At 50.5% G+C, this 25749-nt stretch carries 23 protein-coding genes; 15 read left to right on the plus strand and 8 right to left on the minus strand.

The genetic code is table 11. The annotated features are described in order from the left end of the window. Nucleotides 1-282: 282 nt before the first annotated feature. On the minus strand, nt 283-1929 hold the full coding sequence (fumB, locus tag H9644_RS03220; protein WP_191773147.1) for a class I fumarate hydratase: 1647 nt from the start codon (nt 1927-1929) through the stop codon (nt 283-285). A gap of 198 nt (nt 1930-2127) precedes the next feature. Between fumB and manA the strand changes: the two genes are divergently transcribed. Next, on the plus strand, nt 2128-3303 hold the full coding sequence (gene manA, locus H9644_RS03225) for a mannose-6-phosphate isomerase (RefSeq protein WP_191773149.1): 1176 nt from the start codon (nt 2128-2130) through the stop codon (nt 3301-3303). 99 nt (nt 3304-3402) lie between these two features. Beyond that, the gene (locus H9644_RS03230; protein WP_191773151.1) at nt 3403-4911 is read left to right on the plus strand and encodes a YdgA family protein; all 1509 of its coding nucleotides are present in this window, start codon (nt 3403-3405) and stop codon (nt 4909-4911) included. A 224-nt stretch (nt 4912-5135) separates the two neighbouring features. Here the strand turns inward: H9644_RS03230 and uidC are convergent, their stop codons facing one another. From uidC to malI, 6 genes are all read right to left on the minus strand, one after another. Continuing rightward, nucleotides 5136-6401 (minus strand): glucuronide uptake porin UidC, encoded by a 1266-nt coding sequence (gene uidC, locus H9644_RS03235; protein WP_191773154.1) that lies wholly within the window; start codon nt 6399-6401, stop codon nt 5136-5138. Nucleotides 6402-6439: 38 nt separating this feature from the next. Next, complete coding sequence (gene uidB / locus H9644_RS03240) at nt 6440-7813, minus strand: glucuronide transporter (RefSeq protein ID WP_191773156.1); 1374 nt, start codon at nt 7811-7813, stop codon at nt 6440-6442. Further along, on the minus strand, nt 7810-9621 hold the full coding sequence (uidA, locus tag H9644_RS03245; RefSeq protein ID WP_191773160.1) for a beta-glucuronidase: 1812 nt from the start codon (nt 9619-9621) through the stop codon (nt 7810-7812). The genes uidB and uidA overlap by 4 nt, the downstream gene beginning before the upstream one ends. 384 nt (nt 9622-10005) lie before the next feature. Next, complete coding sequence (uidR, locus tag H9644_RS03250) at nt 10006-10593, minus strand: DNA-binding transcriptional regulator UidR (protein ID WP_064530010.1); 588 nt, start codon at nt 10591-10593, stop codon at nt 10006-10008. Between the two features lie 233 nt (nt 10594-10826). Further along, nucleotides 10827-11594: a 7-alpha-hydroxysteroid dehydrogenase gene (gene hdhA, locus H9644_RS03255; RefSeq protein WP_191773163.1), complete on the minus strand. Its 768-nt coding sequence runs from the start codon at nt 11592-11594 to the stop codon at nt 10827-10829. A 111-nt stretch (nt 11595-11705) separates the two neighbouring features. After that, nucleotides 11706-12734 (minus strand): mal regulon transcriptional regulator MalI, encoded by a 1029-nt coding sequence (gene malI / locus H9644_RS03260; RefSeq protein ID WP_064530012.1) that lies wholly within the window; start codon nt 12732-12734, stop codon nt 11706-11708. 174 nt (nt 12735-12908) lie between these two features. Between malI and malX the strand changes: the two genes are divergently transcribed. The 3 genes from malX to add all read left to right on the plus strand — a co-directional run bounded on the left by malX (nt 12909) and on the right by add (nt 16788). Beyond that, complete coding sequence (gene malX / locus H9644_RS03265; protein WP_191773167.1) at nt 12909-14501, plus strand: PTS maltose transporter subunit IICB; 1593 nt, start codon at nt 12909-12911, stop codon at nt 14499-14501. Nucleotides 14502-14510: 9 nt separating this feature from the next. Beyond that, nucleotides 14511-15683: a bifunctional maltose regulon transcriptional repressor/cystathionine beta-lyase MalY gene (gene malY / locus H9644_RS03270; protein ID WP_191773170.1), complete on the plus strand. Its 1173-nt coding sequence runs from the start codon at nt 14511-14513 to the stop codon at nt 15681-15683. 103 nt (nt 15684-15786) lie between these two features. Further along, entirely contained in the window at nt 15787-16788 is a 1002-nt protein-coding gene (gene add, locus H9644_RS03275; RefSeq protein WP_191773173.1) for an adenosine deaminase, read from the plus strand. Nucleotides 16789-16823: 35 nt separating this feature from the next. Here add and H9644_RS03280 read toward each other — a convergent pair whose 3' ends face one another. Continuing rightward, a complete protein-coding gene (locus H9644_RS03280) occupies nt 16824-17864 on the minus strand; it encodes an oxidoreductase (protein ID WP_064530016.1) in 1041 nt (346 codons plus the stop codon). A 242-nt stretch (nt 17865-18106) separates the two neighbouring features. On the opposite strand from H9644_RS03280, the gene blr reads away from it, so the two are divergent. The 10 genes from blr to nth all read left to right on the plus strand — a co-directional run bounded on the left by blr (nt 18107) and on the right by nth (nt 25715). Continuing rightward, nucleotides 18107-18232 (plus strand): division septum protein Blr, encoded by a 126-nt coding sequence (blr, locus tag H9644_RS03285; protein ID WP_032147885.1) that lies wholly within the window; start codon nt 18107-18109, stop codon nt 18230-18232. Nucleotides 18233-18504: 272 nt separating this feature from the next. Further along, entirely contained in the window at nt 18505-18720 is a 216-nt protein-coding gene (gene ydgT, locus H9644_RS03290) for a transcription modulator YdgT (protein ID WP_064530017.1), read from the plus strand. Nucleotides 18721-18806: 86 nt separating this feature from the next. Continuing rightward, nucleotides 18807-19247 carry a DUF2569 domain-containing protein gene (locus H9644_RS03295; protein WP_064530018.1) on the plus strand — a complete coding sequence of 147 codons (441 nt, stop codon included), beginning with the start codon at nt 18807-18809 and terminating at the stop codon, nt 19245-19247. Nucleotides 19248-19323: 76 nt separating this feature from the next. Next, entirely contained in the window at nt 19324-19905 is a 582-nt protein-coding gene (rsxA, locus tag H9644_RS03300; RefSeq protein WP_000133193.1) for an electron transport complex subunit RsxA, read from the plus strand. Continuing rightward, nucleotides 19905-20483: an electron transport complex subunit RsxB gene (rsxB, locus tag H9644_RS03305; protein ID WP_000991809.1), complete on the plus strand. Its 579-nt coding sequence runs from the start codon at nt 19905-19907 to the stop codon at nt 20481-20483. The genes rsxA and rsxB overlap by 1 nt, the downstream gene beginning before the upstream one ends. Continuing rightward, nucleotides 20476-22698, plus strand: coding sequence for an electron transport complex subunit RsxC (rsxC, locus tag H9644_RS03310; RefSeq protein ID WP_191773176.1), 2223 nt, complete (start codon nt 20476-20478; stop codon nt 22696-22698). The genes rsxB and rsxC overlap by 8 nt, the downstream gene beginning before the upstream one ends. Next, nucleotides 22699-23757 carry an electron transport complex subunit RsxD gene (rsxD, locus tag H9644_RS03315; RefSeq protein ID WP_064530020.1) on the plus strand — a complete coding sequence of 353 codons (1059 nt, stop codon included), beginning with the start codon at nt 22699-22701 and terminating at the stop codon, nt 23755-23757. Nucleotides 23758-23760: 3 nt separating this feature from the next. After that, nucleotides 23761-24381 (plus strand): electron transport complex subunit RsxG, encoded by a 621-nt coding sequence (rsxG, locus tag H9644_RS03320; protein ID WP_064530021.1) that lies wholly within the window; start codon nt 23761-23763, stop codon nt 24379-24381. A 3-nt stretch (nt 24382-24384) separates the two neighbouring features. Then, complete coding sequence (gene rsxE, locus H9644_RS03325; RefSeq protein ID WP_064530022.1) at nt 24385-25080, plus strand: electron transport complex subunit RsxE; 696 nt, start codon at nt 24385-24387, stop codon at nt 25078-25080. Next, on the plus strand, nt 25080-25715 hold the full coding sequence (nth, locus tag H9644_RS03330; RefSeq protein ID WP_001030332.1) for an endonuclease III: 636 nt from the start codon (nt 25080-25082) through the stop codon (nt 25713-25715). The genes rsxE and nth overlap by 1 nt, the downstream gene beginning before the upstream one ends. The last annotated feature ends 34 nt before the right edge of the window (nt 25716-25749 follow it).

Here is a 25749-nt window from a genome sequence, read left to right on the forward strand (position 1 = left end):
TCCTCACCTGATTAATTTTTTTCTTCTTTGCTTACGTCAAGCAACTTTTAGCTCACTCATTATTTACTATTTGATAACAAATGTTTGGTATTTCGTGCCATGTAAAAAAGCCGCCCCGAAGTGAAGGGCGGCTCATATTGTTAACAAAGTGCATGTTGTTTATGCCGAATGCGGCGCGAACGCCTTACCCAGCCTACAAAATATTGCAAATTCAACAGGTTATTAATTCATTTGTAGGCCTGATAAGTGTAGCGCATCAGGCAAATATCACTCTTACCCAGTTTATTTCACACAGCGGGTACACTGCGTGAGTTGTATCTGCTGGAAGAAATCATTTCCTTTGTCATCCACAAGAATAAATGCCGGGAAATCTTCCACCTCGATTTTCCAGATAGCTTCCATTCCCAGTTCAGGATATTCAACACATTCCAGGCTCTTAATACTTCCCTGCGCCAGCACTGCCGCAGGGCCGCCGATACTGCCGAGATAGAAGCCGCCATGTTTTTTACAGGCATCCGTCACCTGCTGGCTGCGGTTACCTTTCGCCAACATGATCATGCTGCCGCCCTGCGATTGCAGTTGATCGACGTAAGAATCCATCCGTCCGGCGGTCGTTGGGCCAAGCGAACCGGAGGCATAACCTTCCGGCGTTTTTGCCGGACCCGCGTAGTAAATCGGATGATCTTTGATGTATTGCGGTAACCCTTCGCCGTTGTCCATGCGCTCTTTCAGTTTGGCATGAGCGATATCTCGACCGACGATAATAGTGCCGTTAAGCGACAACCGCGTTGAAACAGGATACTGAGACAACTGTGCGAGGATCTCTTTCATTGGACGGTTAAGGTCAACACGTACCGCTTCGCCTTCTCCCACTTTGCGCAGTTCTTCAGGAATATATTTGCCTGGATTATGTTCCAGTTTTTCGATCCATATCCCATGGCGGTTGATCTTCGCTTTGATATTGCGGTCAGCAGAACAGGAGACGCCCATGCCAATCGGGCAGGATGCGCCGTGGCGTGGAAGGCGAATAACGCGAATGTCATGGGCGAAATATTTCCCGCCAAACTGCGCGCCCAGACCGAGATTTTGCGCTTCAATCAGCAATTCGTTTTCCAGCCCCACATCGCGGAACGCCTGACCGTGCTCGTTCCCTTCCGTTGGCAGCTCGTCATAGTATTTCGCAGAAGCCAGTTTTACCGTTTTAAGGTTAGTTTCCGCTGAAGTTCCGCCAATAACGAACGCAATATGATACGGAGGACACGCCGCCGTACCCAGCGTGCGCATTTTCTCAACCAGGTAATTTTTTAGTTTCCCTGGCGTCAGTAACGCTTTGGTTTCCTGATAAAGATACGTTTTGTTGGCCGAACCGCCACCTTTGGCGATGCAGAGGAATTTGTACTCGTCGCCATCAACAGCATAAAGATCGATCTGCGCTGGCAGGTTAGTACCGGTATTCACCTCTTTATACATATCCAGCGGCGCGTTTTGCGAGTAGCGCAAGTTATCTTCGATGTAAGTGTTATAGACACCGCGCGCCAGAGCCGCTTCGTCGCCACCACCGGTCCATACACGCTGCCCTTTTTTACCAACGATAATCGCAGTGCCGGTGTCCTGACAGGTCGGCAGAACACCTTTTGCGGCGATATCGGAGTTACGCAGGAATTGCAGCGCCACATATTTATCGTTTTCGCTGGCTTCCGGGTCACGCAAAATGTCGGCTACCTGCTGTTGATGGGCCGGACGCAGCATGAATGACGCATCATGAAAAGCCTGACGCGCCAGAAGAGTTAACGCTTCTGGCGCAACTTTCAAAATCTCCTGCCCTTCAAATTCAGATACGCTGACATGTTCGCTGGTCAGCAGGTAGTACTCAGTATCATCTTTTTTGAGTGGGAAAGGAGCCTGATAATGAAAGGGTTTGTTTGACATTGTTCTCTCACTTACTGCCTGGTTTGGTTATGCTCTGGGCGGGTGTTCCATTGCCCTGTTAAAAGCGAGTAACAATATCCTACACACTTTTTTAACAAAAACTGAGACAAGTACGACTTTTTGCGGCTCCAGGTTACTTCCCGTAGGATTCTTGCTTTAATAGCGGGATTAATTTCCACATTTAAACAGGGATTGATCATGCAAAAACTCATTAACTCAGTGCAAAACTATGCCTGGGGCAGCAAAACGGCGTTGACTGAACTTTATGGCATGGAAAATCCGTCCAGCCAGCCGATGGCCGAGCTGTGGATGGGCGCACATCCGAAAAGCAGTTCACGTGTGCACAATGCCGCAGGAGATATCGTTTCACTGCGTGATGTGATTGAGAGTGATAAATCGACTCTGCTTGGAGAAGCCGTTGCCAAACGCTTTGGCGAACTGCCTTTCCTGTTCAAGGTATTATGCGCAGCCCAGCCGCTCTCCATTCAGGTGCATCCGAACAAACGCAATTCTGAAATCGGTTTTGCCAAAGAAAATGCAGCCGGTATTCCGATGGATGCCGCCGAGCGTAACTATAAAGATCCTAATCACAAGCCTGAGCTGGTTTTTGCCCTGACCCCTTTCCTCGCGATGAACGCATTTCGTCAGTTTTCCGAGATTGTCGCCCTGCTTCAGCCAGTCGCGGGCGCGCATCCGGCCATTGCTCACTTTTTGCAGCAGCCTAATGCCGAACGTTTAAGCGAACTGTTTGCCAGCCTGTTAAATATGCAGGGTGAAGAAAAATCCCACGCGCTGGCGATTTTGAAATCGGCGCTCGACAGTCAGCAGGGCGAACCGTGGCAAACTATTCGTTTAATTTCTGAATTTTACCCGGATGACAGCGGACTGTTCTCCCCACTATTACTGAATGTAGTAAAATTGAATCCTGGCGAAGCGATGTTTCTGTTCGCTGAAACGCCGCACGCTTACCTGCAAGGCGTGGCGCTGGAAGTGATGGCGAACTCCGATAACGTGCTGCGTGCAGGTTTGACGCCAAAATATATCGATATTCCAGAGCTGGTTGCCAACGTGAAGTTTGAAGCCAAACCGGCCAACCAGTTACTGACCCAGCCCGTGAAACATGGCGCAGAACTGGACTTCCCGATTCCGGTTGATGATTTTGCCTTCTCGCTGCATGACCTTAGCAATGAAGAAACCACCATCAGCCAGCAGAGTGCCGCCATTTTGTTCTGCGTTGAAGGTGAAGCGATGCTGTGTAAAGGTTCTCAACAGTTACCACTTAAACCGGGTGAATCTGCTTTTATCGCCGCCAACGAGTCACCGGTGACAGTGAAAGGCCACGGGCGTTTAGCGCGGGTTTACAACAAACTGTAAGAGCTTACTGAAATTATTAACATCTCTTGCTAATCTTATTAAAGGCTTATAACACTTCAGGCGGCCAGTCCGCCTGATTTCATTTTATGGATAATCATTATGAATAAATCGCTGGTAGCGGTAGGCGTCATTGTTGCGCTCGGCGTAGTCTGGACAGGCGGCGCATGGTACACAGGCAAGAAAATAGAAACCCATCTCGAAGACATGGTCGCGCAGGCGAACGCACAACTTAAACTGACGGCGCCTGAATCCAACCTGGAAGTGAGTTATCAAAACTATCATCGCGGCGTATTCAGTAGCCAGTTGCAACTGGTAGTGAAACCCATCGCGGGGAAAGAAAATCCGTGGATTAAAAGTGGTCAGAGCGTCATCTTCAACGAATCTGTTGATCATGGTCCCCTCCCTCTGGCCCAGCTAAAAAAACTGAATCTGATCCCGTCGATGGCATCGATTCAAACCACTCTGGTCAATAACGATGTAAGCAAACCACTGTTTGATATGGCAAAAGGCAAAACACCTTTTGAGATTAACTCCCGCATTGGGTATAACGGCGATTCCAGTTCCGATATCTCTCTCAAGCCTCTTAATTACGAACAAAAAGATGAAAAAGTTGCCTTTAGCGGCGGTGAGTTCCAGTTAAATGCTGACAGAGACGGTAAAGCTATCTCCCTTTCCGGGGAGGCGCAAAGTGGTCGGGTAGACGCGGTTAACGAATACAACCAGAAAGTGCAGTTAACCTTTAATAATCTGAAAACTGACGGTTCCAGCACGCTGGCAAATTTTGGTGAACGTGTAGGTAACCAAAAACTGTCGCTGGAAAAAATGACCATTTCAGTGGAAGGCAAAGAACTGGCCCTGCTGGAAGGCATGGAGATCAGCGGTAAATCGGACCTGGTCAATGATGGTAAAACGATCAATAGCCAACTGGATTACTCGCTAAATAGCCTGAAAGTTCAGAATCAGGATCTGGGTAGCGGCAAGCTGACCTTAAAAGTCGGCCAGATCGACGGTGAAGCCTGGCATCAGTTTAGCCAGCAGTATAACGCGCAAACTCAAGCGCTGCTGGCACAGCCAGAGATTGCCAACAATCCTGAACTTTATCAGGAGAAAGTGACGGAAGCCTTCTTTAACGCCCTGCCGCTGATGTTGAAAGGCGATCCGGTGATTACTATCGCGCCATTGAGCTGGAAAAACAGCCAGGGTGAAAGCGCGTTGAATTTGTCGCTGTTCCTGAAAGATCCGGCAACAACTAAAGAAGCGCCGCAGACACTGGCTCAGGAAGTTGATCGCTCGGTTAAGTCTCTGGAGGCGAAACTGACCATTCCGGTCGATATGGCAACTGAGCTGATGACTCAGGTAGCGAAGCTAGAAGGATATCAGGAAGATCAAGCTAAAAAGCTGGCGAAACAGCAAGTTGAAGGTGCATCAGCAATGGGTCAGATGTTCCGTCTGACCACCTTGCAGGACAACACCATCACCACCAGCCTGCAATATGCTAACGGTCAGATCACGTTAAACGGGCAGAAAATGCCGTTGGAAGATTTTGTTGGTATGTTTGCGATGCCAGCATTAAACGTTCCGGCTGTTCCCGCTATTCCGCAGCAGTAATTCACAGACAAAACGCCGGAGGATTTTCTCTCCGGTGTATTCATATGATGACAAACAAAATATTGCCTGATGCGCTACGCTTATCAGGCCTACTTTATCCTGCAACATTTCGAATTTATGAACCTTTGTAGGCTGAATAAGGCGTTCACGCCGCATCCGGCATAAACGACGCGTATTTTGTCAACAATCTGAAACGCCGGAGAGTTTTCTCTCCGGCGTTTTTCTCACTTCAGCATAAAGTCATACTGAATACTCATTTTCACATCCCAGTAATTCAGGCGATCGCCCAACGCACTGCCGTCGCGCTTTTCACGTCCTTTATCGGCTGCAAGAAAAAAATTCATCCCTTGTAGCGGCCCTTCACTAACCCGGTAGTTCACGCCACCTAAGATGCCTGCGCCTTCAATCCGCACGTCTCGTTTACTGGATTCATAGCCGCGGGTCACAATCGGCGCAAATGTCAGCGTAAATTGCGGAGTTAAACGATAATTGACGCCCAATTGCCAGGACTGCATACCTTCGCGGTTACGATCAAGACTTAATGAAAAGGGATAGCCAATGTCGGTGTCCACCACAGCGCCATTCATCGCATGACGCAAATAACCACCACTACCAAATACGCTTCCCCATGGTGCGCTCCAGGTCAATTGCCCACTCACCAACGCCGTTTCATTGGGCTGGTGGGTATTACGACTTAAGCCTTCGAGTTGCGCATAAAAGCCGAGCAACTCCCCTTTCAGCGCATAATCCTGAGCGAGCGGAATGCTTTTCTCGAGAATACTTTGTATCTGGTTGGAAACATCTTTCTGTACCGATGCCCCCAGCGAATAGCGACTGGTATCATCATGCCAACTGGCGGCTAAAAAAGAACGTGCGCGATGTTTATCGTATTTTCCCGTCTGACTGTTATAGACCCCTTCATCACGAATACCGGTTGTTGAGTCGGTCCACAAAAATACTCTTGAGCGCCACATTCCCCACAGTTCGATATTGGGTGTTAAAGCCCAATAACCTAATGCCCCTTCAGAAACAGTCGGTAATGTACGTTGCGAACTGCTGGCTATTAACGGAATACGATAAGGTAAGCTGCCATAACTATAATCCGTCCCGAAGCGACCTAATTTAAGCAGGCTATTTTCACTGGGTTTTATTTTTACCGCCCCCAGGGCAAAACCAAAACTTTTATCACCATCAAGATACCAACGGGTACTCATATCAGCACGAGCACCTAATTTATAAACATAATACGCCCCGCCTTCGACGCCAATAATATTAGAATAATAGCCACTATTAAAATCGAGTAATCCTCCCTGTACCCACGCGTAAATATCTCTTCCCGCGCCAGCACTGGGCTTGTCGGCCCGACGTAATTCATTTTTCAGCCTGATGCGTAGTCCCGCTTCATCGTCGGCCAGTTGTGCAGCGTAAGCGGTGGTAAGGCCAGAGGCAGCCGTCAGGCAAATAACGGCCATGGCCACTATTTTTCTCATAGTTGCACCTTTGATGTTCTGATTATTTTTATAGAATATTAATTAGTGATATCGCTGATTAATTGCTGCTGCATTTGTTTGCGATTATCAATTTCAACGACTATTTCTCTGAATTTTTTATCCGTGAGTGGGTAAAACCAGATTATGACAAATGCCAGTAGCATAAACCCGCAGGGTACTAAGGCAATTGATGTGCGGATCCCCATAATAACTTCGGGTGTTTGCACCTGATTTGCAATATATCCGCTTAATCCCAAAATAAAGGCCGGAATTGAACCTCCTATTGCCTGGCCGCATTTGCGCGTAAATGAGAATAGCGAATAGGTAAGTCCTTCAATCCGCACACCAGTCAGGTATTCACCGTATTCTACGGTATCAGCTTCCAGCGCCCACATCACAGTCATGGTAATGCCCTGACCAATTGAGGCAATGGCTAACGCAACCAGTGCCATCGGCAGCGACCAGACGGATAACCAGAAGAACAGCAGGTAACCACAAGTCCCCAGCAGAGCGCCAATCAGGAAGGTATTCTTTTTACCGATCCTGGCGACCATTCCTGGCACCAGCGGCGCCGACGCCACTGTACCGACCAGGTTCTGGACCAGCACCAACACCGTGAACAGTCCTGCATCATTCAAAACATAGCGTACGTAAAATAACGACGAGGCACTGACCGCAAAGGTCGAGATCAGCACACACAGCGCGCCAATGCACAGCATAAACAGTGGGCGATTTCGTTTCAGCGTTTGCAGACTAATCTTCAACGAAGGCTGCGCCACAATACGCACCACATTTTCACGCGTCGATTTAAAGCAGATGAAATAGAGCGCCATTCCGGCAATTGCCAACGCAATCGTCCAGAAATGGTACACCGACACCATCTCCTCCGGGCTGGAGTTCTTAATGCTCGGTCCGATCAGAAAAGCCAGGCAGACAAAAGTCAGCGAAGCGGCTATCCCGCGAGCCGCCCCCAGACGGGCGCGGGACTGCGGTTGTTGGGTCATCGCAGTTGCAAGTGAACCATAAGGAATATTGACCAGGCTGTAGCAAAGCCCGAGGCCCATGTAGGTCAAATATGCATACACTACTTTGCTGCTGTGACTCCAGTCGGTCGGCACCCAAAATACCAGCACGCTGAAGATCATTAACGGCGCAGTGCCAAAGAGCAAAAATGGGCGGAATTTTCCCCAACGGGTATTCACACTGTCCACCACACGTCCGGCGAGAACGTCGGCGAAAGCATCAAACACCCGCACCAGTAACAGCATGGTACCCGCCGCAGCGGCACCGACGCCTGCGACGTCGGTGTAGTAACTTAACAGGAAGAGCGCCCCCATAGCGAAGGCGAAGTTATTGGCGACGTCACCGAGGCTGTAGCCGACGATGGTGCGCCAGGAGAGTTGTTGATTCATTGTTTGCCTCCCTGCTGCGGTTTTTCACCGAAGTTCATGCCCGTCCAGCGTTTTTGCAGCAAGAAAGCCGCCGATTTAGGTTTGCGGTCGCGTGTGAAGATCCCTTTCTTATTGCCACCAACGCGCATAATGCCCTGCGAGGTTGCAAAATCAGCGAAGTTCCATACCTGTTCACCAACAACGGCGCTGACGCGATCAAAGACGCGGTGGTACATATCCAGCCAGGCGCACTGATACTCTTCACTCCACATGTCGGTATACATCGAGTGCAGACCCGCTAACGTATCCACGCCGTATTCGGTGATAATAATCGGCTGATGGAGTTTCTCCTGCCAGGCCAGCAATTCTTTTTCCAGTACCTTCTCTGCCGTTTCCAAATCGCCGCTTTGGACATACCAACCGTAATAACGGTTAAGACACAGCACATCGAAGAGATCGCTGATGGTATCGGTGTGAGCGTCGCAGAACATTACATTGACGCAGGTGATCGGTCGCGTCGGGTCGAGTTTTCGCGTTGCTTCCGCCAGTGGTGCAAAATATTCCCGTGCACCTTGCGGACGAGTATCCGGCTCGTTGGCAATGCTCCACATCACCACGCTAGGGTGGTTTTTGTCACGCGAAATCAGTTCTTTAATCGCTTGTAAGTGCGCCTGCTGGGTTTCCCCGTTGACCGCCTCTTCGCTGTAGAGTTCTTTCGGCTTGTTGCCCGCTTCGAAACCAATGCCTAAAGAGAGGTTAAAGCCGACAGCTGCAGTTTCATCAATCACCACAATGCCATGTTCATCTGCCCAGTCGAGCATCTCTTCAGCGTAAGGATAATGCGAGGTACGGTAAGAGTTGGCCCCAATCCAGTCCATTAATGCGTGGTCGTGCACCATCAGCACGTTATCGAATCCTTTACCGCGTAAATCTGCATCTTCATGGCGACCAAAGCCAGTGAAGTAGAACGGTTTGTGGTTGATCAGGAACTGTTCGCCCTTCACTGCCACTGACCGGATGCCGACGCGCAACGGGTAGATATCGCACTCTGTCTGACTTTTGGCGGTGACGCACAGTTCATAGAGATAACCTTCACCCGGTTGCCAGAGGTGCGGATTCACCACTTGCAAAGTCCCGCTGGTGCCTTGTCCAGTTGCAACAACCTGTTGATCCGCATCACGCAGTTCAACGCAGACATCACCATTTGCCACCACCTGCCAGTCAATAGACGCGTGGTTACAGTCTTGCGCTACATGCGTCACCACGGTGATATCGTCTACCCAGGTGTTCGGCGTGGTGTAGAGCATTACGCTGCGATGGATCCCGGCGTAGTTAAAGAAATCATGGAAGTAAGATTGCTTTTTCTTGCCGTTTTCGTCGGTAATCACCATTCCCGGCGGGATAGTCTGCCAGTTCAGTTCGTTGTTTACACAAACGGTGATACGTACACTTTTCCCGGCAATAACATATGGAGTGACATCAGCTTCAAACGGCGTATAGCCCCCCTGATGCTCCATCACTTCCTGATTGTTTACCCACACTTTGCCGTAATGAGTGACCGCATCGAAACGCAACACAATACGCTGGCCCGCCCAACCTTTAGGAACAAAGACTTCGCGTTGATACCAGACGTTACCCACGTAATTACGAATATCCGCATCGGCGAACTGATCGTTAAAACTCCCCGGCACAGCAATTGCCCGGCTCTCCTTTAACGCACCTTCCCACCAACGCTGAGAGATTCCACAGTTTTCCCGGTCCAGGCTGAATGCCCACAGGCCATCGAGTTTTTTGATTTCACGGGTTGGGGTTTCTACAGGACGTAACATAAGGGACTCCTCATTAAGATAAAAATACTGGTCAACCTTTAATCTGATTAGTTAACCAATTCTGTGATGCACACAGTTATCAGTGAGAAACCCATGGAAGAGAAATGGAAATAAAAAGAACTGACACCGCGATCAAAAAACCAAAAACTGCAATACCCACAGCGTGATATGGATCGCATTAATCTTTAAAACAGCGTTGACAGAAGGCACAAAATAAGCAATCGAACGTTCGTTCGAGCACCTTTAAAACGATAAATTCCCATGACATATGGTTTCGACGAATGTTTTAGTGGGATTTTTCGACCAGGGGAGAACGTTTTTTGTTCAGCAGCGTTGGGGCATTAAACGCGGGCACTCTCTTCACCGGCCCGCGGAAAATGAGGATCAGGATGCGGTCAAGATACCGCCAATCATCGCGCGCAGTCCCTGGGCAAATAACGCTTCTTGCGCCAGGTCTTCCGCTTCGATATCGGCCAGCACGCCATAGGTCAGATCCAGCAGTAAACGGGAGGTCATTGCCGTGTTAATGTCAGGGCTTATCTCGCCTTTTTGCTGGGCATCCCTCATGCGCTGGGCAATAAATTCCGTGATAGTCAGATGCTTATTCTTAAGCATGGTGGCAACCTGTGGATTGCGCATCCCTTCTGCCATAATTTCGACCACCAGCGCTCGTTGTCCAAAGGCTTCATGGGTGAGAGAGACTATCGACTCGACCATGTAGTCAACGAAATGGATCCCTTCAATCGGTTCCCGGAAGCGGGCCAACGCCCTCTCCTGGTCCTGGAGAATAATCGCCTGGATCAAGGCTTCTTTCGAAATGAAGTGGTGATAAAGCGTCCCGGGACTGATGGCGCAGGATTTACAGATGGCTTTCATTGAGGCACTGTGAAATCCATTTTCTGAAAAAATCTCTCTGGCAGCATTGAGGATCCGGGTCCGTGTCGGTTGTGCTTCAGTCTGCATGTTATCCATCGTTAAACCAATATAGTTAGCATGAATAACTAGTTTACCGCGTTGTCCGGTGAGCGCCTATCATTGCTGTTGAATAGTGCGAAGGCACACCCGTTTCGTTTACTATTTACACGACAATTGGTCAACCAGCAGGCGAAATTTGGCTGCCAGTTGTCTGGCAGAGCCTTTTCACAACTCTACAAGCGGTGTCGGTAAACAACACTCACTCGGTTGTTTACCGACCTGTTCGCGTATTAATTAAGTTCCTGCACCCCACCGCCGGAGACGGTGAGTATTTGCCCGCTTATCCAGCTGGCAGCAGGTGAGCAGAGGAATAGCGCCGCATTGGCAATATCCTGAGGTTGGCCCAGACGCCTGATTGGCGTGTGCTGCAACATTTTCTGTTCAATTTCTGGTGTAATAACGGATTTCAGAGCATCAGTTAATATTGCCCCAGGCGCTATGCCATTCACCCGAATATTTTTTTCACCCAGGTCAAACGCCATATTCCTGATCAGATGGCTGGCCGCAGCTTTAGATGACGCATAGGAGGTCATGTTTTTATTTTTATTTTCTGCCGCCATAGATGTGATGGTTAAAATAACGCCTCCGCCATTTTTTTCCATTTCAGGCGCAATGAGTTGTGACAGATGGAAAAAAGAAAACACATTCAGCTCATAAGCGCGGCGGAAATCCGCCATTGGCATATCAAACGGCTTAGGACCACCACCACCAGCATTGTTAACCAGAATATCAACTTTGCCCAGTTTGCTGATGGCAAAGTCTGCCAGAGCAGATAATTCCTGTTCGGAAGTAATATCACAACGCCAGGCAAATGCCTGCCCACCCAACTGTTGAATCTCATCTACAACATGATTTGCTGCATCGGCGTTAATATCACTAACCACTACAGATGCGCCCGCTGTCGCGAATGTAATGGCGATTTCTTTACCGATACCTGCGCCCGCACCAGTGATGATGGCACATTTTCCGTCGAGTCTCAGGTTGTCAGAATTAAACACATAAACCTCCTGTGAACTTCAGTAAAAATAAAAGGCACCGCCTGTGTGCCACATTTTTTATCATTAACCTCGGGGAAAGGACACTACCAGGTATAGCAGATCAAGAGCGGATTATTTCGCCGTAATGAGTCGCGCGGGAATAATTAGATTGCGTGAATGTGTCTCTTCGTGGGAGATTTTTTGCATCATGCGATCCGCTAGTGTCGTACCCAGTTCCCGGGCTGGCGTGCTGGCCCAGATAACAGGTATATCATCGAGCGCGGTTTGCGCTGCATCGGTAAATGCCGCCAGCGAAACCTGTTGTTCAAAGTAACGATCGACTCCGCTCTCACCGCTTTGCCGCCCTGCTTTCAGCAAACCAAACCATGCCCCCATTGCTATGGTTTCGTTGTAGCAAACCACGGCACTGATGGTCGGGTTATGACGCAAAAGCGCCGTGATAGCTTCCGCAGCTTGCTTCTGGCTGGACGCGCACTCCAGCACCCAATCGCTGTGAAACGGCAGGCCGAATTTTAATAATGTCGCACAGTATCCCCCCACTCGCTCCGCACGAGTCAGAGAAGAACTTTGCCCTCCCAGCCAGGCGATACGCTGATGCCCATTGCGAATGAGATGCTCCGTCAATAACTGAGCTGCCTGCATGTTGTCCGGACGAACAGTATCAACATCATCAAGATAACTGGCGCGGGAAGCGAAAATAACCGGGATGCCTTTTTCTTCTGCCATCCGCCGCAGGTCATCACTGCTTCCCGCCGCACCGGCAATGACGACACCATCGACGCCCTGGTTCAGTAACAGCGAAAATCGCTGGGTCAGTTGCTCGCCATCTTTACCGCCGTGGAGTAAAAAAACCATCCGCCCCTGAGCTTCCAGTGCCTCTGTCAGCCCGGCAGTTAATTCAGCGTAAAACGGCGCAGACAAATCACGCACGATTAAACCAACCACACCACTCTGACCGCCGCGTAGTGCCGACGCCTGGCGATTGCGCACAAAACCGAGTTCTTCAATTGCGGCGTTAACCCGTTCCCCTGTAGCGGTAGATATTCGCCCTTTACCACTAAGCACCAGCGAAACGGTACTGACCGAGACTCCCGCAGCCAACGCAACATCATGAATGGTGATTTTTTTGGCGGTAGCCATGCAGATGACCTACTCCCTGATTATGTGACAGATAAAACGTTTTACCTTTTATTTATCTTATACCCGCTATTATCGTTGCGTAATGTGATTTATGCCTCACTAAAATTTGATAAAACGTTTTATCTTCTCGCGCAATTTACTGAATCCAGATTGTTCTCTACGAGGAGTCGTTTTATGACGGCGAAAGCAGCACCAAAAGTCACACTGTGGGAATTCTTCCAGCAGCTAGGCAAAACCTTTATGTTGCCCGTGGCGTTACTGTCGTTTTGCGGCATTATGCTGGGGATTGGCAGCTCGTTAAGCAGCCATGATGTCATTACCTTAATCCCTGCACTGGGTAACCCGCTATTGCAGGCTATCTTTACCTGGATGAGCAAGATTGGCTCATTTGCTTTTAGTTTCCTGCCAGTGATGTTCTGTATTGCGATCCCACTTGGCCTGGCGCGCGAAAACAAAGGTGTGGCGGCCTTCGCTGGTTTCGTCGGTTACGCAGTGATGAACCTGGCGGTGAACTTCTGGTTGACCAATAAAGGTATTCTGCCAACCACCGATGCAGCCGTGCTGAAAGCGAATAACATTCAAAGCATTCTCGGGATCCAGTCGATCGACACGGGGATCCTCGGTGCGGTAATCGCCGGTATTATCGTCTGGATGCTGCATGAGCGTTTCCACAACATTCGCCTGCCAGATGCGCTGGCGTTTTTCGGCGGTACGCGCTTCGTACCCATTATCTCCTCACTGGTGATGGGGCTGGTCGGTCTGGTGATTCCATTGGTCTGGCCGATCTTCGCCATGGGCATTAGTGGATTAGGCCATATGATCAACAGCGCGGGCGATTTCGGACCGATGCTGTTTGGTACTGGTGAGCGTCTGCTGTTGCCGTTTGGTCTGCATCACATTCTGGTGGCATTAATTCGCTTTACCGACGCAGGCGGCACGCAGGAAGTCTGCGGTCAAACTGTAAGCGGCGCACTAACCATCTTCCAGGCGCAATTAAGCTGTCCGACCACTCACGGTTTCTCTGAAAGCGCCACACGTTTCCTCTCGCAGGGCAAAATGCCTGCATTCCTTGGCGGTCTGCCAGGCGCCGCGTTAGCTATGTATCACTGTGCTCGCCCGGAAAATCGCCATAAAATTAAGGGGCTGCTGATTTCTGGTCTGATCGCCTGTGTCGTTGGCGGTACTACCGAGCCGCTGGAGTTCCTGTTCCTGTTTGTTGCGCCGGTACTGTATGTGATCCACGCGCTGTTAACCGGCCTCGGTTTCACCGTTATGTCCGTTCTTGGCGTCACTATTGGCAATACTGACGGTAATATCATCGACTTTGTGGTGTTCGGTATTCTGCATGGCCTGTCAACCAAGTGGTACATGGTGCCGGTAGTTGCGGCTGTCTGGTTTGTTGTTTACTACGTCATCTTCCGTTTCGCTATCACCCGCTTCAATCTGAAAACCCCGGGCCGTGACAGCGAAATTGCCAGCTCAATCGAAAAAGCCGTTGTCGGTGCGCCGGGTAAATCAGGTTACAACGTTCCGGCAATCCTTGAAGCCTTAGGCGGTGCCGACAATATTGTCAGCCTCGATAACTGCATTACCCGCCTGCGTTTGTCTGTGAAAGATATGTCGCTTGTTAATGTGCAGGCACTGAAGGACAATCGGGCAATTGGCGTAGTACAACTTAATCAACATAACCTGCAGGTTGTTATCGGGCCGCAAGTTCAGTCAGTAAAAGATGAAATGGCCGGTCTGATGCGGACTGTTCAGGCATAAGGATAAGATATGTTCGATTTTTCGAAGGTCGTGGATCGTCATCGCACATGGTGCACGCAGTGGGATTATGTCGCTGACCGTTTCGGCACTGCTGACCTGTTACCATTCACGATTTCAGACATGGATTTTGCCACCGCTCCCTGCATTCTAGAGGCGCTGAATCAGCGTCTGATGCACGGTGTGTTTGGCTACAGCCGCTGGAAAAACGATGAATTTCTCGCGGCTATTGCCCACTGGTTTTCCACACAGCATTACACCGCCATTGATACGCAGTCGGTGGTGTATGGCCCTTCCGTTATCTATATGGTATCGGAACTGATTCGTCAGTGGTCCGCTGTCGGTGAAGGGGTGGTGATCCATACCCCAGCCTACGACGCATTTTACAAAGCCATTGAAGGTAATCAGCGCACAGTAATGCCCGTTGCTTTAGAGAAGCGTGTTGACGGCTGGTTTTGCGATATGGGCAAACTGGAAGCCGTGTTGGCAAAGCCGGAGTGTAAAATTATGCTCCTGTGTAGTCCTCAGAATCCTACCGGTAAAGTCTGGACTTGCGATGAACTGGAGACAATGGCTGACCTGTGCGAACGCTATGGTGTGCGCGTTATCTCCGATGAAATCCATATGGATATGGTATGGGGCGAGCAACCGCATATTCCCTGGGGTAATGTAGCTCGCGGCGACTGGGCGCTACTGACTTCTGGTTCTAAAAGTTTCAATATTCCGGCCCTGACCGGGGCTTACGGGATTATTGAAAATAACGACAGCCGGGAAGCGTATTTGTCGGCCCTGAAAGGCCGTGATGGGCTTTCCTCTCCTGCGGTGCTGGCGTTAACCGCTCATATCGCTGCCTATCAGCAAGGCGCACCGTGGCTTGATGCCTTACGCACCTATCTAAAAGATAACCTGACGTATATCGCAGATACGATGAACGCCGCGTTCCCGGAACTCAACTGGCAGATTCCCCAATCCACTTATCTCGCATGGCTTGATTTACGTCCGTTGAACATTGATGACAACGCGTTGCAAAAAGCCCTGATTGAACAAGAAAAGGTCGCAATCATGCCGGGATATACCTACGGTGAAGAAGGCCGTGGCTTTGTTCGTCTCAATGCCGGATGCCCACGTTCGAAACTGGAAAAAGGTGTTGCTGGATTAATTAACGCCATCCGGGCTGTACGCTAATTGCGATTGCGCAACGTAAATAATCGTTGCGCAATCGTAGATTTTTACCCTGCTTTGTTTTTATAATGGTGCGCACTTTTATATCCAGAAAAAGAGTGCGACCATGATTGATACCACCCTGCCATTAACTGATATCCATCGCCACCTTGATGGCAACATTCGTCCCCAGACCATCCTTGAACTTGGCCGCCAGTATAATATCTCGCTACCTGCACAATCCCTGGAAACGCTAATTCCACACGTTCAGGTCATTGCCAACGAACCCGATCTGGTGAGTTTTCTGACCAAGCTTGACTGGGGCGTTAAAGTTCTTGCCTCACTCGACGCATGCCGTCGCGTGGCGTTTGAAAATATTGAAGATGCGGCCCGAAACGGTCTGCACTATGTCGAACTGCGTTTTTCGCCAGGTTATATGGCGATGGCGCATCAGTTGCCTGTCGCGGGCGTTGTCGAAGCCGTTATTGATGGCGTACGTGAAGGTTGCCGCACCTTTGGCGTGCAGGCGAAACTCATCGGCATTATGAGCCGGACCTTTGGCGAAGCTGCCTGCCAGCAAGAACTGGAGGCATTTTTAGCCCACCGTGATCAGATTACCGCGCTGGATCTGGCCGGTGATGAACTTGGTTTTCCGGGGAGTTTGTTCCTCTCTCACTTCAACCGCGCGCGTGATGCAGGCTGGCATATTACCGTCCACGCTGGTGAAGCTGCCGGGGCAGAAAGTATCTGGCAAGCTATTCGTGAACTGGGAGCTGAACGCATTGGGCATGGTGTAAAAGCCATTGAAGATCGGGCGCTGATGGATTTCCTCGCCGAGCAACAAATTGGCATAGAATCCTGCCTGACCTCTAATATTCAGACCAGCACCGTGGCATCTCTGGCGGCGCATCCGCTGAAAACGTTCCTTGAACATGGTATCCGTGCCAGTATTAACACCGACGATCCCGGTGTTCAGGGCGTCGATATCATTCACGAATATACCGTTGCCGCACCCGCTGCAGGTTTATCTCGCGAGCAAATTCGCCAGGCGCAGATTAATGGTCTGGAAATGGCTTTCCTCAGCGCAGAGGAAAAAAGCGCACTGCGAGAAAAAGTCGCTGCGAAGTAAAAGAAATGGATGGTGCTAATTGCACCATCCCCTTTTCACGCAAGACACAAAGTCGAACGATGTTTGGCGGATTCGATGCCCAGCTCAATCAGCTCCATCACCTGAATGGCCTGACTTGCTGGCACCGGGTTTTCGCCATCGCCATTCAACGCATCACGAATAGCCGCATAATACGCCGGATAATTCCCCGGCACGGTCAACAGCGTTTCTTCAACACGTTCCTCGCCTTCAACGCGGGTAAGGACACCGTCACGCATATCGTAGCCCCAGTCTTCCTGCGGCAGACGCTCACCATTTTTCAACCGCTCTTCCTGTGGATCGAGGCCATATTTAACATAGCTGCCACGGGAGCCATGCACGATATAGCGCGCTGACTCAGCTGCCGCCAGCATGGTGCCGTGTAAAATGACCCGACGCTGTGGGTAGGACAAAATGGCGTGGAAATAATCGGTCGACTGCGCTCCGGGGCGTAACTGTGCTAAATCCACGGTCATGCTGACAGGTAAGCCAAAAAGCGTAATAGCTTGATCGAGCAAATGCGGTGCCAAATCATACCAGATACCGCTGCCAGGGCCGCCTTGTTCACGCCAGCGATCGCGCACCTGCGGTCGGAAGCGGTCGAAATGAGACTCAAAGTACGCAACTTCACCCAGCGAACCTTCCGCGAGCAAACCTTTTAGTGTCAGAAAATCGCTATCCCAGCGACGATTATGAAACACTGACAATACGCGACCCAGACTTTTTGCCAACGCATCCAGTTCTCGAGCTTGTGACAGTGTCACGGTAAAAGGTTTGTCGACAACCACATGTTTGCCTGCTTCAAGCGCCGCTTTGGCTAACGGGAAATGGGTATCGTTTGGTGTGGGAATGACAATCAAGTCTATGTTGGGATCATTAAAGAGATGCTTTGGTTCAGAGACAACCGTCACTGTTGGCCAGTCGGCCTTGACTTTTGTTTCGTCACTGCTGGAAATTACTGCCAGTTCTAGTCCGGGCGTGCCCGCAATCAGGGGCGCATGGAAGGTTTTGCTCGCATAACCATACCCAATCAACCCAACACGGATGTTGTCGCTCATGTCATTGCCTCTTAGAGAAGTACGATCGCTATTTGACACTATCCTTTACCCTCTCTCAACAGTTTAATAACCTGTCCGCAATAAGGGATGTTATTTAACTTAAGTCAAAGAAATGGCGAATTTTCTAATGATAAAAGATAAATATCGCAAAAACCTCAGCAAAAATCTTGCTGGAGCAATTATTGCTAAGTAACATTTAGCGCCTGAAGTTAATGGATCACTCAACATAGATGTGGGCAGTAATGAATCGTCTTATTGAATTAACAGGTTGGATCGTTCTTGTCGTTTCAGTCATTCTTCTTGGCGTGGCGAGTCACATTGACAACTACCAGCCGCCAGAACAGAGTACACCGGTACAACATAAGTAATAACTGCACCTGCAGACCAGCATGCAGCCCGTCCGGATGCATGTTTTAACTTGCCGGGTATTAAACCAGGAATTTATTATCTAGTAGTGTGTTGTTGGCGATTGGCAGGGATAGTAAAGCGCGTTACTCTTTTCATGACAGTATTTCATCCCTGAATATTTACTATCAGCGCATTCTTATTATTGTTATTACATAAGCGTTCACTTTTGGTGAAGTTTTATCATTACATATAATACCTACCACTTTGGTATTAATTATTTTATGGGCCTTTTATGACTGTTCAGGACTACTTATTAAAATTTCGCAAAATCAGTTCACTCGAAAGCCTGGAAAAACTCTACGATCATCTTAATTACACACTGACGGACGATCAGGATCTTATCAACATGTATCGCGCCGCCGATCACCGCCGCGCAGAGCTGGTGTCTGGCGGGCGTTTGTTTGACCTGGGCCAGGTACCGAAGTCCGTCTGGCACTACGTCCAATAAAGAAAGTAGCGATCGATTATAAAAGCCTTATAATAACGCCCCTAAAATTAGATTTGCCTATTTGCTGTCGCTATTCTGGAGAACCTATGACCACCACAACGCCACAACGTATTGGAGGCTGGTTGCTTGGCCCTTTGGCCTGGCTGTTAGTCGCTCTATTGAGTACGACGCTGGCGCTGTTACTGTATACCGCAGCGTTATCTTCTCCTCAAACATTTAAAACGCTCGGCGAACAAGCACTAACAACGCAAATCTTATGGGGCGTTTCTTTTATTACCGCCATCGCCATGTGGTATTACACTTTGTGGTTGACCATCGCTTTCTTTAAACGTCGGCGTTGTGTTCCTAAACACTATATTATCTGGCTACTGATCTCCGTATTACTGGCGGTTAAAGCCTTCGCTTTTTCGCCAGTTGAAGATGGCGTAGCCGTGCGCCAGTTGTTGTTTACTTTGCTGGCAACCGCATTGATAGTCCCCTATTTCAAACGCTCGTCGCGGGTCAAAGCGACGTTTGTGAATCCGTAATAACCTTACAGTTAACCTGTTGTCGCCTGCTCTGGATTAACGGATAATAGGCGGCTTTTTTATTTCAGGCCGAAAAATGACTGACTACCTGTTACTGTTTGTCGGAACTGTACTGGTCAATAACTTTGTACTGGTTAAGTTTCTGGGCCTCTGTCCGTTTATGGGCGTTTCCAAAAAGCTGGAAACTGCAATGGGGATGGGGCTGGCAACAACATTTGTGATGACGCTGGCGTCAATCTGCGCCTGGCTTATCGACACGTGGATCTTGATTCCACTCAATCTGATTTACCTGCGCACGTTAGCGTTTATTTTAGTGATCGCTGTAGTCGTGCAGTTCACCGAGATGGTGGTGCGTAAAACCAGCCCGGTGCTTTATCGTCTGCTGGGGATTTTTCTGCCGCTTATTACCACCAACTGTGCGGTGCTTGGCGTTGCGTTGCTGAATATTAATCTCGGGCATAATTTCTTGCAGTCGGCGCTGTACGGTTTTTCCGCAGCTGTCGGCTTCTCGTTGGTGATGGTGCTTTTTGCAGCCATCCGCGAGCGCCTGGCTGTGGCTGATGTCCCGGCACCTTTTCGTGGTAATGCCATTGCGCTGATTACCGCAGGTCTTATGTCTCTGGCTTTTATGGGCTTTAGTGGTTTGGTGAAGTTGTAATGAATGCTATCTGGATTGCCGTTGCCGCCGTAAGCCTGCTGGGCCTGGCGTTTGGCGCCATTCTGGGTTATGCCTCCCGCCGTTTTGCGGTGGAAGACGATCCGGTCGTTGAGAAAATTGACGAAATTTTACCGCAGAGTCAGTGTGGTCAGTGCGGCTATCCTGGCTGTCGCCCGTATGCGGAGGCTATCAGTTGCAACGGTGAAAAAATCAACCGCTGCGCCCCTGGTGGCGAAGCTGTAATGCTGAAAATTGCCGAGTTGCTCAACGTCGAGCCACAGCCGCTGGATGGTGAAGCGCAAGAGTTGACGCCTGCCCGTATGGTAGCGGTTATCGATGAAAATAACTGTATTGGCTGCACTAAGTGTATTCAGGCGTGTCCGGTGGACGCCATCGTCGGCGCTACCCGTGCAATGCATACCGTCATGAGCGATCTGTGCACAGGTTGTAATCTGTGTGTAGACCCATGCCCAACGCATTGCATCTCCTTACAACCGGTTGCAGAAACGCCAGACAGCTGGAAATGGGATCTGAACACCATTCCCGTGCGCATCATTCCCGTGGAACACCATGCTTAAGTTATTATCTGCTTTCAAAAAAAATAAAATCTGGGACTTCGATGGCGGCATTCATCCACCGGAGATGAAAACTCAGTCCAACGGTACTCCCCTGCGCCAGGTTCCGCTGGCGCAGCGATTTGTTATTCCACTGAAACAGCATATTGGCGCTGAAGGCGAGCTGTGCGTTAACGTTGGTGATAAGGTACTGCGCGGGCAGCCACTCACTCGTGGACGCGGCAAAATGCTACCGGTTCACGCACCAACGTCTGGCACCGTTACGTCTATTACGCCCCACACGACTGCCCATCCATCGGCATTAGCTGAATTGAGCGTGATTATTGATGCCGATGGCGAAGATTGCTGGATCCCGCGTGATGGTTGGACCGATTACCGCTCACGCACTCGGGAAGAGTTAATTGAACGTATTCATCAGTTTGGCGTCGCCGGGCTGGGCGGTGCGGGCTTCCCGACAGGCGTTAAATTGCAGGGCGGCGGCGATAAAATCGAAACGTTGATCATCAATGCCGCCGAGTGCGAGCCGTATATCACTGCCGATGACCGCCTGATGCAGGATTGCGCTGCCCAGGTCGTAGAGGGCATTCGCATTCTTGGGCATATCCTACAGCCGCGCGAAATTTTGATCGGAATTGAAGATAACAAACCGCAGGCGATCTCCATGCTTCGCGCGGTGCTGGCGGATTCCCACGATATTTCTCTGCGAGTGATTCCAACCAAATATCCTTCCGGCGGCGCCAAACAGTTAACGTACATCCTGACCGGAAAACAAGTGCCGCACGGCGGTCGTTCATCAGATATCGGCGTGTTAATGCAAAACGTCGGCACGGCTTACGCCGTGAAACGTGCCGTTATTGATGGCGAGCCGATTACCGAGCGTGTCGTGACGCTGACTGGCGAAGCAATTGCACGCCCTGGCAACGTTTGGGCACGACTGGGTACGCCGGTCCGTCATTTATTGAACGATGCAGGATTCTGCCCTTCTGCCGATCAAATGGTGATTATGGGCGGCCCATTAATGGGCTTTACCTTGCCGTGGCTGGATGTCCCGGTCGTCAAAATAACCAACTGTTTACTGGCACCTTCTGCCAATGAACTTGGCGAACCACAGGAAGAACAAAGCTGCATCCGTTGTAGCGCCTGTGCAGATGCCTGCCCTGCTGATCTTCTGCCGCAACAATTGTACTGGTTTAGCAAAGGCCAGCAGCACGATAAAGCCACCACACATAACATTGCCGATTGTATTGAATGCGGGGCCTGCGCGTGGGTTTGCCCAAGCAATATTCCTCTTGTGCAATATTTCCGTCAGGAAAAAGCCGAGATTGCCGCCATTCGTCAGGAAGAAAAACGCGCCGCAGAGGCAAAAGCGCGCTTTGAAGCTCGTCAGGCACGTCTGGAACGTGAAAAGGCCGCACGTCTTGAACGACACAAGAACGCGGCGGTTCAACCTGCGGCCAAAGACAAAGATGCGATTGCTGCAGCACTGGCACGCGTAAAAGAAAAACAGGCCCAGGCCACAAAACCTATCGTGATAAAAGCTGGCGAACGCCCGGATAACAGCGCGATTATTGCGGCACGGGAAGCACGAAAAGCGCAAGCCAGAGCGAAACAGGCTGAATTGCAACAGACTAACGAAGCCGCAACCGTTGCCGATCCTCGTAAAGCGGCAGTGGAAGCTGCAATTGCTCGTGCTAAAGCACGCAAGCTGGAACAACAGCCGGCTAACGAAGAACCGCAGGAGCAGATTGATCCGCGCAAAGCTGCCGTTGAAGCTGCTATCGCCCGCGCCAAAGCGCGCAAGCTGGTACAACAGCAGGCTAGCGAAGAGCAGGAAGAACAGCTTGGCCCGCGTAAAGCTGCCGTCGAAGCGGCTATCGCCCGAGCCAAAGCGCGCAAGCTGGAACAACAGCAGGCTAGCGAAGAGCAGGAAGAACAGCTTGACCCGCGTAAAGCTGCCGTTGAAGCCGCTATCGCCCGAGCCAAAGCGCGCAAGCTGGAACAGCAGCAGGCTAGCGAAGAGCCAAAAGAACAGGTTGACCCGCGCAAGGCTGCCGTTGAAGCCGCTATTGCCCGCGCTAAAGCGCGCAAACTGGAACAGCAGCAGGCTAACGAAGAACCAGAAGAACAGGTTGATCCGCGCAAAGCGGCAGTTGCCGCGGCTATCGCCCGCGTTCAGGCAAAAAAAGCCGCCCAGCAGAAGGTTGTAAACGAGGACTAAATGGTATTCAGAATAGCTAGCTCCCCTTATACCCATAACCAGCGCCAGACATCGCGCATTATGTTGCTGGTACTGATCGCAGCCGTGCCCGGAATCGCGGCACAACTTTGGTTTTTTGGCTGGGGTACTCTCGTTCAGATCCTCCTGGCGTCGTTCAGTGCACTGTTAGCCGAAGCTCTTGTGCTGAAACTGCGCAAACAGCCTGTTTCCACAACCTTAAAAGATAATTCGGCGCTTTTAACCGGGTTGTTACTCGCCGTAAGTATTCCGCCTCTCGCACCGTGGTGGATGGTTGTGCTGGGTACGGTGTTTGCGGTGATCATCGCTAAACAGTTGTATGGCGGTCTGGGACAAAATCCGTTTAATCCGGCGATGATTGGCTATGTGGTATTGCTGATCTCCTTCCCGGTGCAGATGACCAGCTGGTTGCCACCGCATGAAATTGCGGTCAACATCCCTGGTTTCATTGACGCAGTACAGGTTATCTTCAGCGGTCATACTGCCAGCGGTGGTGATATGAACACACTTCGCTTAGGTATCGATGGCATTAGCCAGGCGACGCCGCTGGATACGTTCAAAACTTCCGTACGCGCCGGTCATTCAGTTGAGCAGATTATGCAGTATCCAATCTACAGCGGTGTTCTCGCGGGCGCTGGCTGGCAATGGGTAAACCTCGCCTGGCTGGTTGGTGGCGTGTGGCTGCTATGGCAGAAAGCGATTCGTTGGCATATTCCGGTCAGTTTCTTAGTGACACTGGCTCTGTGCGCTACGCTGGGTTGGTTGTTCGCCCCCGAAACACTGGCGTCACCGCAGATTCATCTGTTGTCTGGCGCGACCATGCTCGGCGCATTCTTTATTCTGACCGACCCAGTAACCGCGTCTACCACCAATCGTGGTCGTCTGATTTTCGGTGCGCTGGCGGGCTTATTAGTCTGGCTGATCCGCAGTTTCGGCGGCTATCCTGACGGCGTTGCCTTTGCTGTCCTGCTGGCGAACATCACGGTTCCTCTGATCGATTACTACACGCGTCCACGCGTATACGGCCATCGCAAAGGATAAACCATGCTGAAGACTATTCGAAAACACGGTATTACGCTGGCGCTGTTCGCCGCTGGTTCTACAGGTTTAACGGCTGCCATCAACCAGATGACCAAAACTACGATTGCTGAACAGGCTAGCCTGCAACAAAAAGCGTTGTTTGATCAGGTGTTGCCAGCCGAGCGCTATAACAACGCGCTGGCCCAAAGTTGCTATATAGTGACTGCACCAGAATTAGGAAAAGGCGAGCATCGGATTTACATCGCAAAACAGGATGACAAGCCGGTTGCTGCCGTTCTGGAGGCAACCGCACCAGATGGTTATTCCGGCGCGATTCAGCTATTGGTCGGGGCCGATTTTAACGGCACGGTACTTGGCACCCGCGTGACAGAACATCACGAAACGCCGGGACTTGGCGACAAAATAGAACTGCGCCTTTCTGACTGGATCACCCATTTTGCAGGTAAAAAAATCAGCGGCGCGGATGACGCTCACTGGGCGGTGAAGAAAGATGGTGGTGATTTCGACCAGTTCACCGGGGCGACTATTACGCCTCGCGCGGTGGTGAATGCGGTAAAACGCGCCGGATTGTATGCCCAAACGTTGCCAGCACAACTTTCTCAACTTCCTGCCTGTGGAGAATAAACCGTGAGCGAAATTAAAGACGTTATTGTTCAGGGGTTATGGAAGAACAACTCCGCGCTGGTCCAGTTGCTGGGCCTCTGTCCGCTGCTGGCAGTCACTTCCACTGCCACCAACGCACTGGGTTTAGGACTTGCCACGACGCTGGTGTTGACTCTCACCAACCTGACCATCTCGACGCTGCGTCACTGGACGCCAGCCGAAATTCGAATCCCGATTTACGTGATGATCATCGCTTCGGTGGTCAGCGCCGTACAAATGCTGATTAACGCATACGCCTTTGGCCTGTATCAATCGTTAGGGATTTTTATTCCACTGATTGTCACCAACTGTATCGTTGTTGGCCGTGCGGAAGCCTTCGCCGCCAAAAAAGGTCCGGCGCTCTCCGCGCTTGATGGTTTTTCGATAGGCATGGGCGCAACCTGCGCCATGTTCGTACTGGGTTCACTACGCGAAATCATCGGCAACGGAACATTGTTTGACGGTGCCGATGCGCTGTTGGGTAGCTGGGCCAAAGTATTGCGGGTAGAGATCTTCCACACCGATTCTCCCTTCCTGTTAGCCATGTTACCGCCAGGCGCATTCATTGGTCTGGGGCTGATGCTGGCGGGAAAATACCTGATTGATGAAAGAATGAAAAAGCGCCGTGCTGAAGCAGCTGCTACACGCGAGTTGCCAAACGGTGAAACAGGGAATGTCTGATGAACAAAGCAAAACGACTGGAGATCCTCACTCGCCTGCGTGAGAACAACCCTCATCCCACAACCGAACTTAATTTCAGTTCGCCTTTTGAATTGCTGATTGCTGTACTGCTTTCCGCTCAGGCCACCGATGTCAGCGTTAATAAGGCGACGGCAAAGCTTTACCCGGTAGCGAATACACCTGCCGCAATGCTCGAACTGGGCGTCGATGGGGTTAAAACGTATATCAAAACCATTGGGCTATATAACAGCAAAGCAGAAAATATCATCAAAACCTGCCGTATTTTACTCGAACAGCATAACGGCGAAGTTCCGGAAGATCGCGCTGCGCTGGAAGCCCTGCCCGGTGTAGGGCGTAAAACAGCAAACGTGGTATTGAATACGGCTTTCGGTTGGCCGACCATTGCTGTAGATACACACATTTTCCGCGTCTGCAACCGCACCCAATTTGCGCCAGGGAAAAATGTCGAGCAGGTTGAAGAAAAACTGCTCAAAGTGGTTCCGGCAGAATTCAAAGTCGACTGCCACCACTGGTTAATCCTCCACGGGCGTTACACCTGTATTGCCCGCAAGCCACGCTGTGGTTCCTGCATAATTGAAGACCTTTGTGAATACAAAGAGAAAGTTGACATCTGACAAAAAGGGGTAACATCGTTATCCCTTTCATAAC

The organism is Escherichia whittamii (assembly GCF_014836715.1).
GTDB classification, from domain to species: Bacteria; Pseudomonadota; Gammaproteobacteria; order Enterobacterales; family Enterobacteriaceae; genus Escherichia; species Escherichia whittamii.

Excerpts from the sequence above, each read along its gene's own strand:
- rsxC (WP_191773176.1), top strand. The coding sequence starts at position 20,476 with ATGCTTAAGTTATTATCTGCTTTCAAAAAAAATAAAATCTGGGACTTC.
- blr (WP_032147885.1), top strand. The coding sequence starts at position 18,107 with ATGAATCGTCTTATTGAATTAACAGGTTGGATCGTTCTTGTCGTTTCA.
- uidC (WP_191773154.1), bottom strand. The coding sequence starts at position 6,401 with ATGAGAAAAATAGTGGCCATGGCCGTTATTTGCCTGACGGCTGCCTCT.
- H9644_RS03295 (WP_064530018.1), top strand. The coding sequence starts at position 18,807 with ATGACCACCACAACGCCACAACGTATTGGAGGCTGGTTGCTTGGCCCT.
- malX (WP_191773167.1), top strand. The coding sequence starts at position 12,909 with ATGACGGCGAAAGCAGCACCAAAAGTCACACTGTGGGAATTCTTCCAG.
- rsxA (WP_000133193.1), top strand. The coding sequence starts at position 19,324 with ATGACTGACTACCTGTTACTGTTTGTCGGAACTGTACTGGTCAATAAC.
- manA (WP_191773149.1), top strand. The coding sequence starts at position 2,128 with ATGCAAAAACTCATTAACTCAGTGCAAAACTATGCCTGGGGCAGCAAA.
- ydgT (WP_064530017.1), top strand. The coding sequence starts at position 18,505 with ATGACTGTTCAGGACTACTTATTAAAATTTCGCAAAATCAGTTCACTC.
- malY (WP_191773170.1), top strand. The coding sequence starts at position 14,511 with ATGTTCGATTTTTCGAAGGTCGTGGATCGTCATCGCACATGGTGCACG.
- uidA (WP_191773160.1), bottom strand. The coding sequence starts at position 9,621 with ATGTTACGTCCTGTAGAAACCCCAACCCGTGAAATCAAAAAACTCGAT.
- add (WP_191773173.1), top strand. The coding sequence starts at position 15,787 with ATGATTGATACCACCCTGCCATTAACTGATATCCATCGCCACCTTGAT.
- uidB (WP_191773156.1), bottom strand. The coding sequence starts at position 7,813 with ATGAATCAACAACTCTCCTGGCGCACCATCGTCGGCTACAGCCTCGGT.
- malI (WP_064530012.1), bottom strand. The coding sequence starts at position 12,734 with ATGGCTACCGCCAAAAAAATCACCATTCATGATGTTGCGTTGGCTGCG.
- H9644_RS03280 (WP_064530016.1), bottom strand. The coding sequence starts at position 17,864 with ATGAGCGACAACATCCGTGTTGGGTTGATTGGGTATGGTTATGCGAGC.
- fumB (WP_191773147.1), bottom strand. The coding sequence starts at position 1,929 with ATGTCAAACAAACCCTTTCATTATCAGGCTCCTTTCCCACTCAAAAAA.
- rsxB (WP_000991809.1), top strand. The coding sequence starts at position 19,905 with ATGAATGCTATCTGGATTGCCGTTGCCGCCGTAAGCCTGCTGGGCCTG.
- rsxG (WP_064530021.1), top strand. The coding sequence starts at position 23,761 with ATGCTGAAGACTATTCGAAAACACGGTATTACGCTGGCGCTGTTCGCC.
- rsxD (WP_064530020.1), top strand. The coding sequence starts at position 22,699 with ATGGTATTCAGAATAGCTAGCTCCCCTTATACCCATAACCAGCGCCAG.
- H9644_RS03230 (WP_191773151.1), top strand. The coding sequence starts at position 3,403 with ATGAATAAATCGCTGGTAGCGGTAGGCGTCATTGTTGCGCTCGGCGTA.
- nth (WP_001030332.1), top strand. The coding sequence starts at position 25,080 with ATGAACAAAGCAAAACGACTGGAGATCCTCACTCGCCTGCGTGAGAAC.
- uidR (WP_064530010.1), bottom strand. The coding sequence starts at position 10,593 with ATGGATAACATGCAGACTGAAGCACAACCGACACGGACCCGGATCCTC.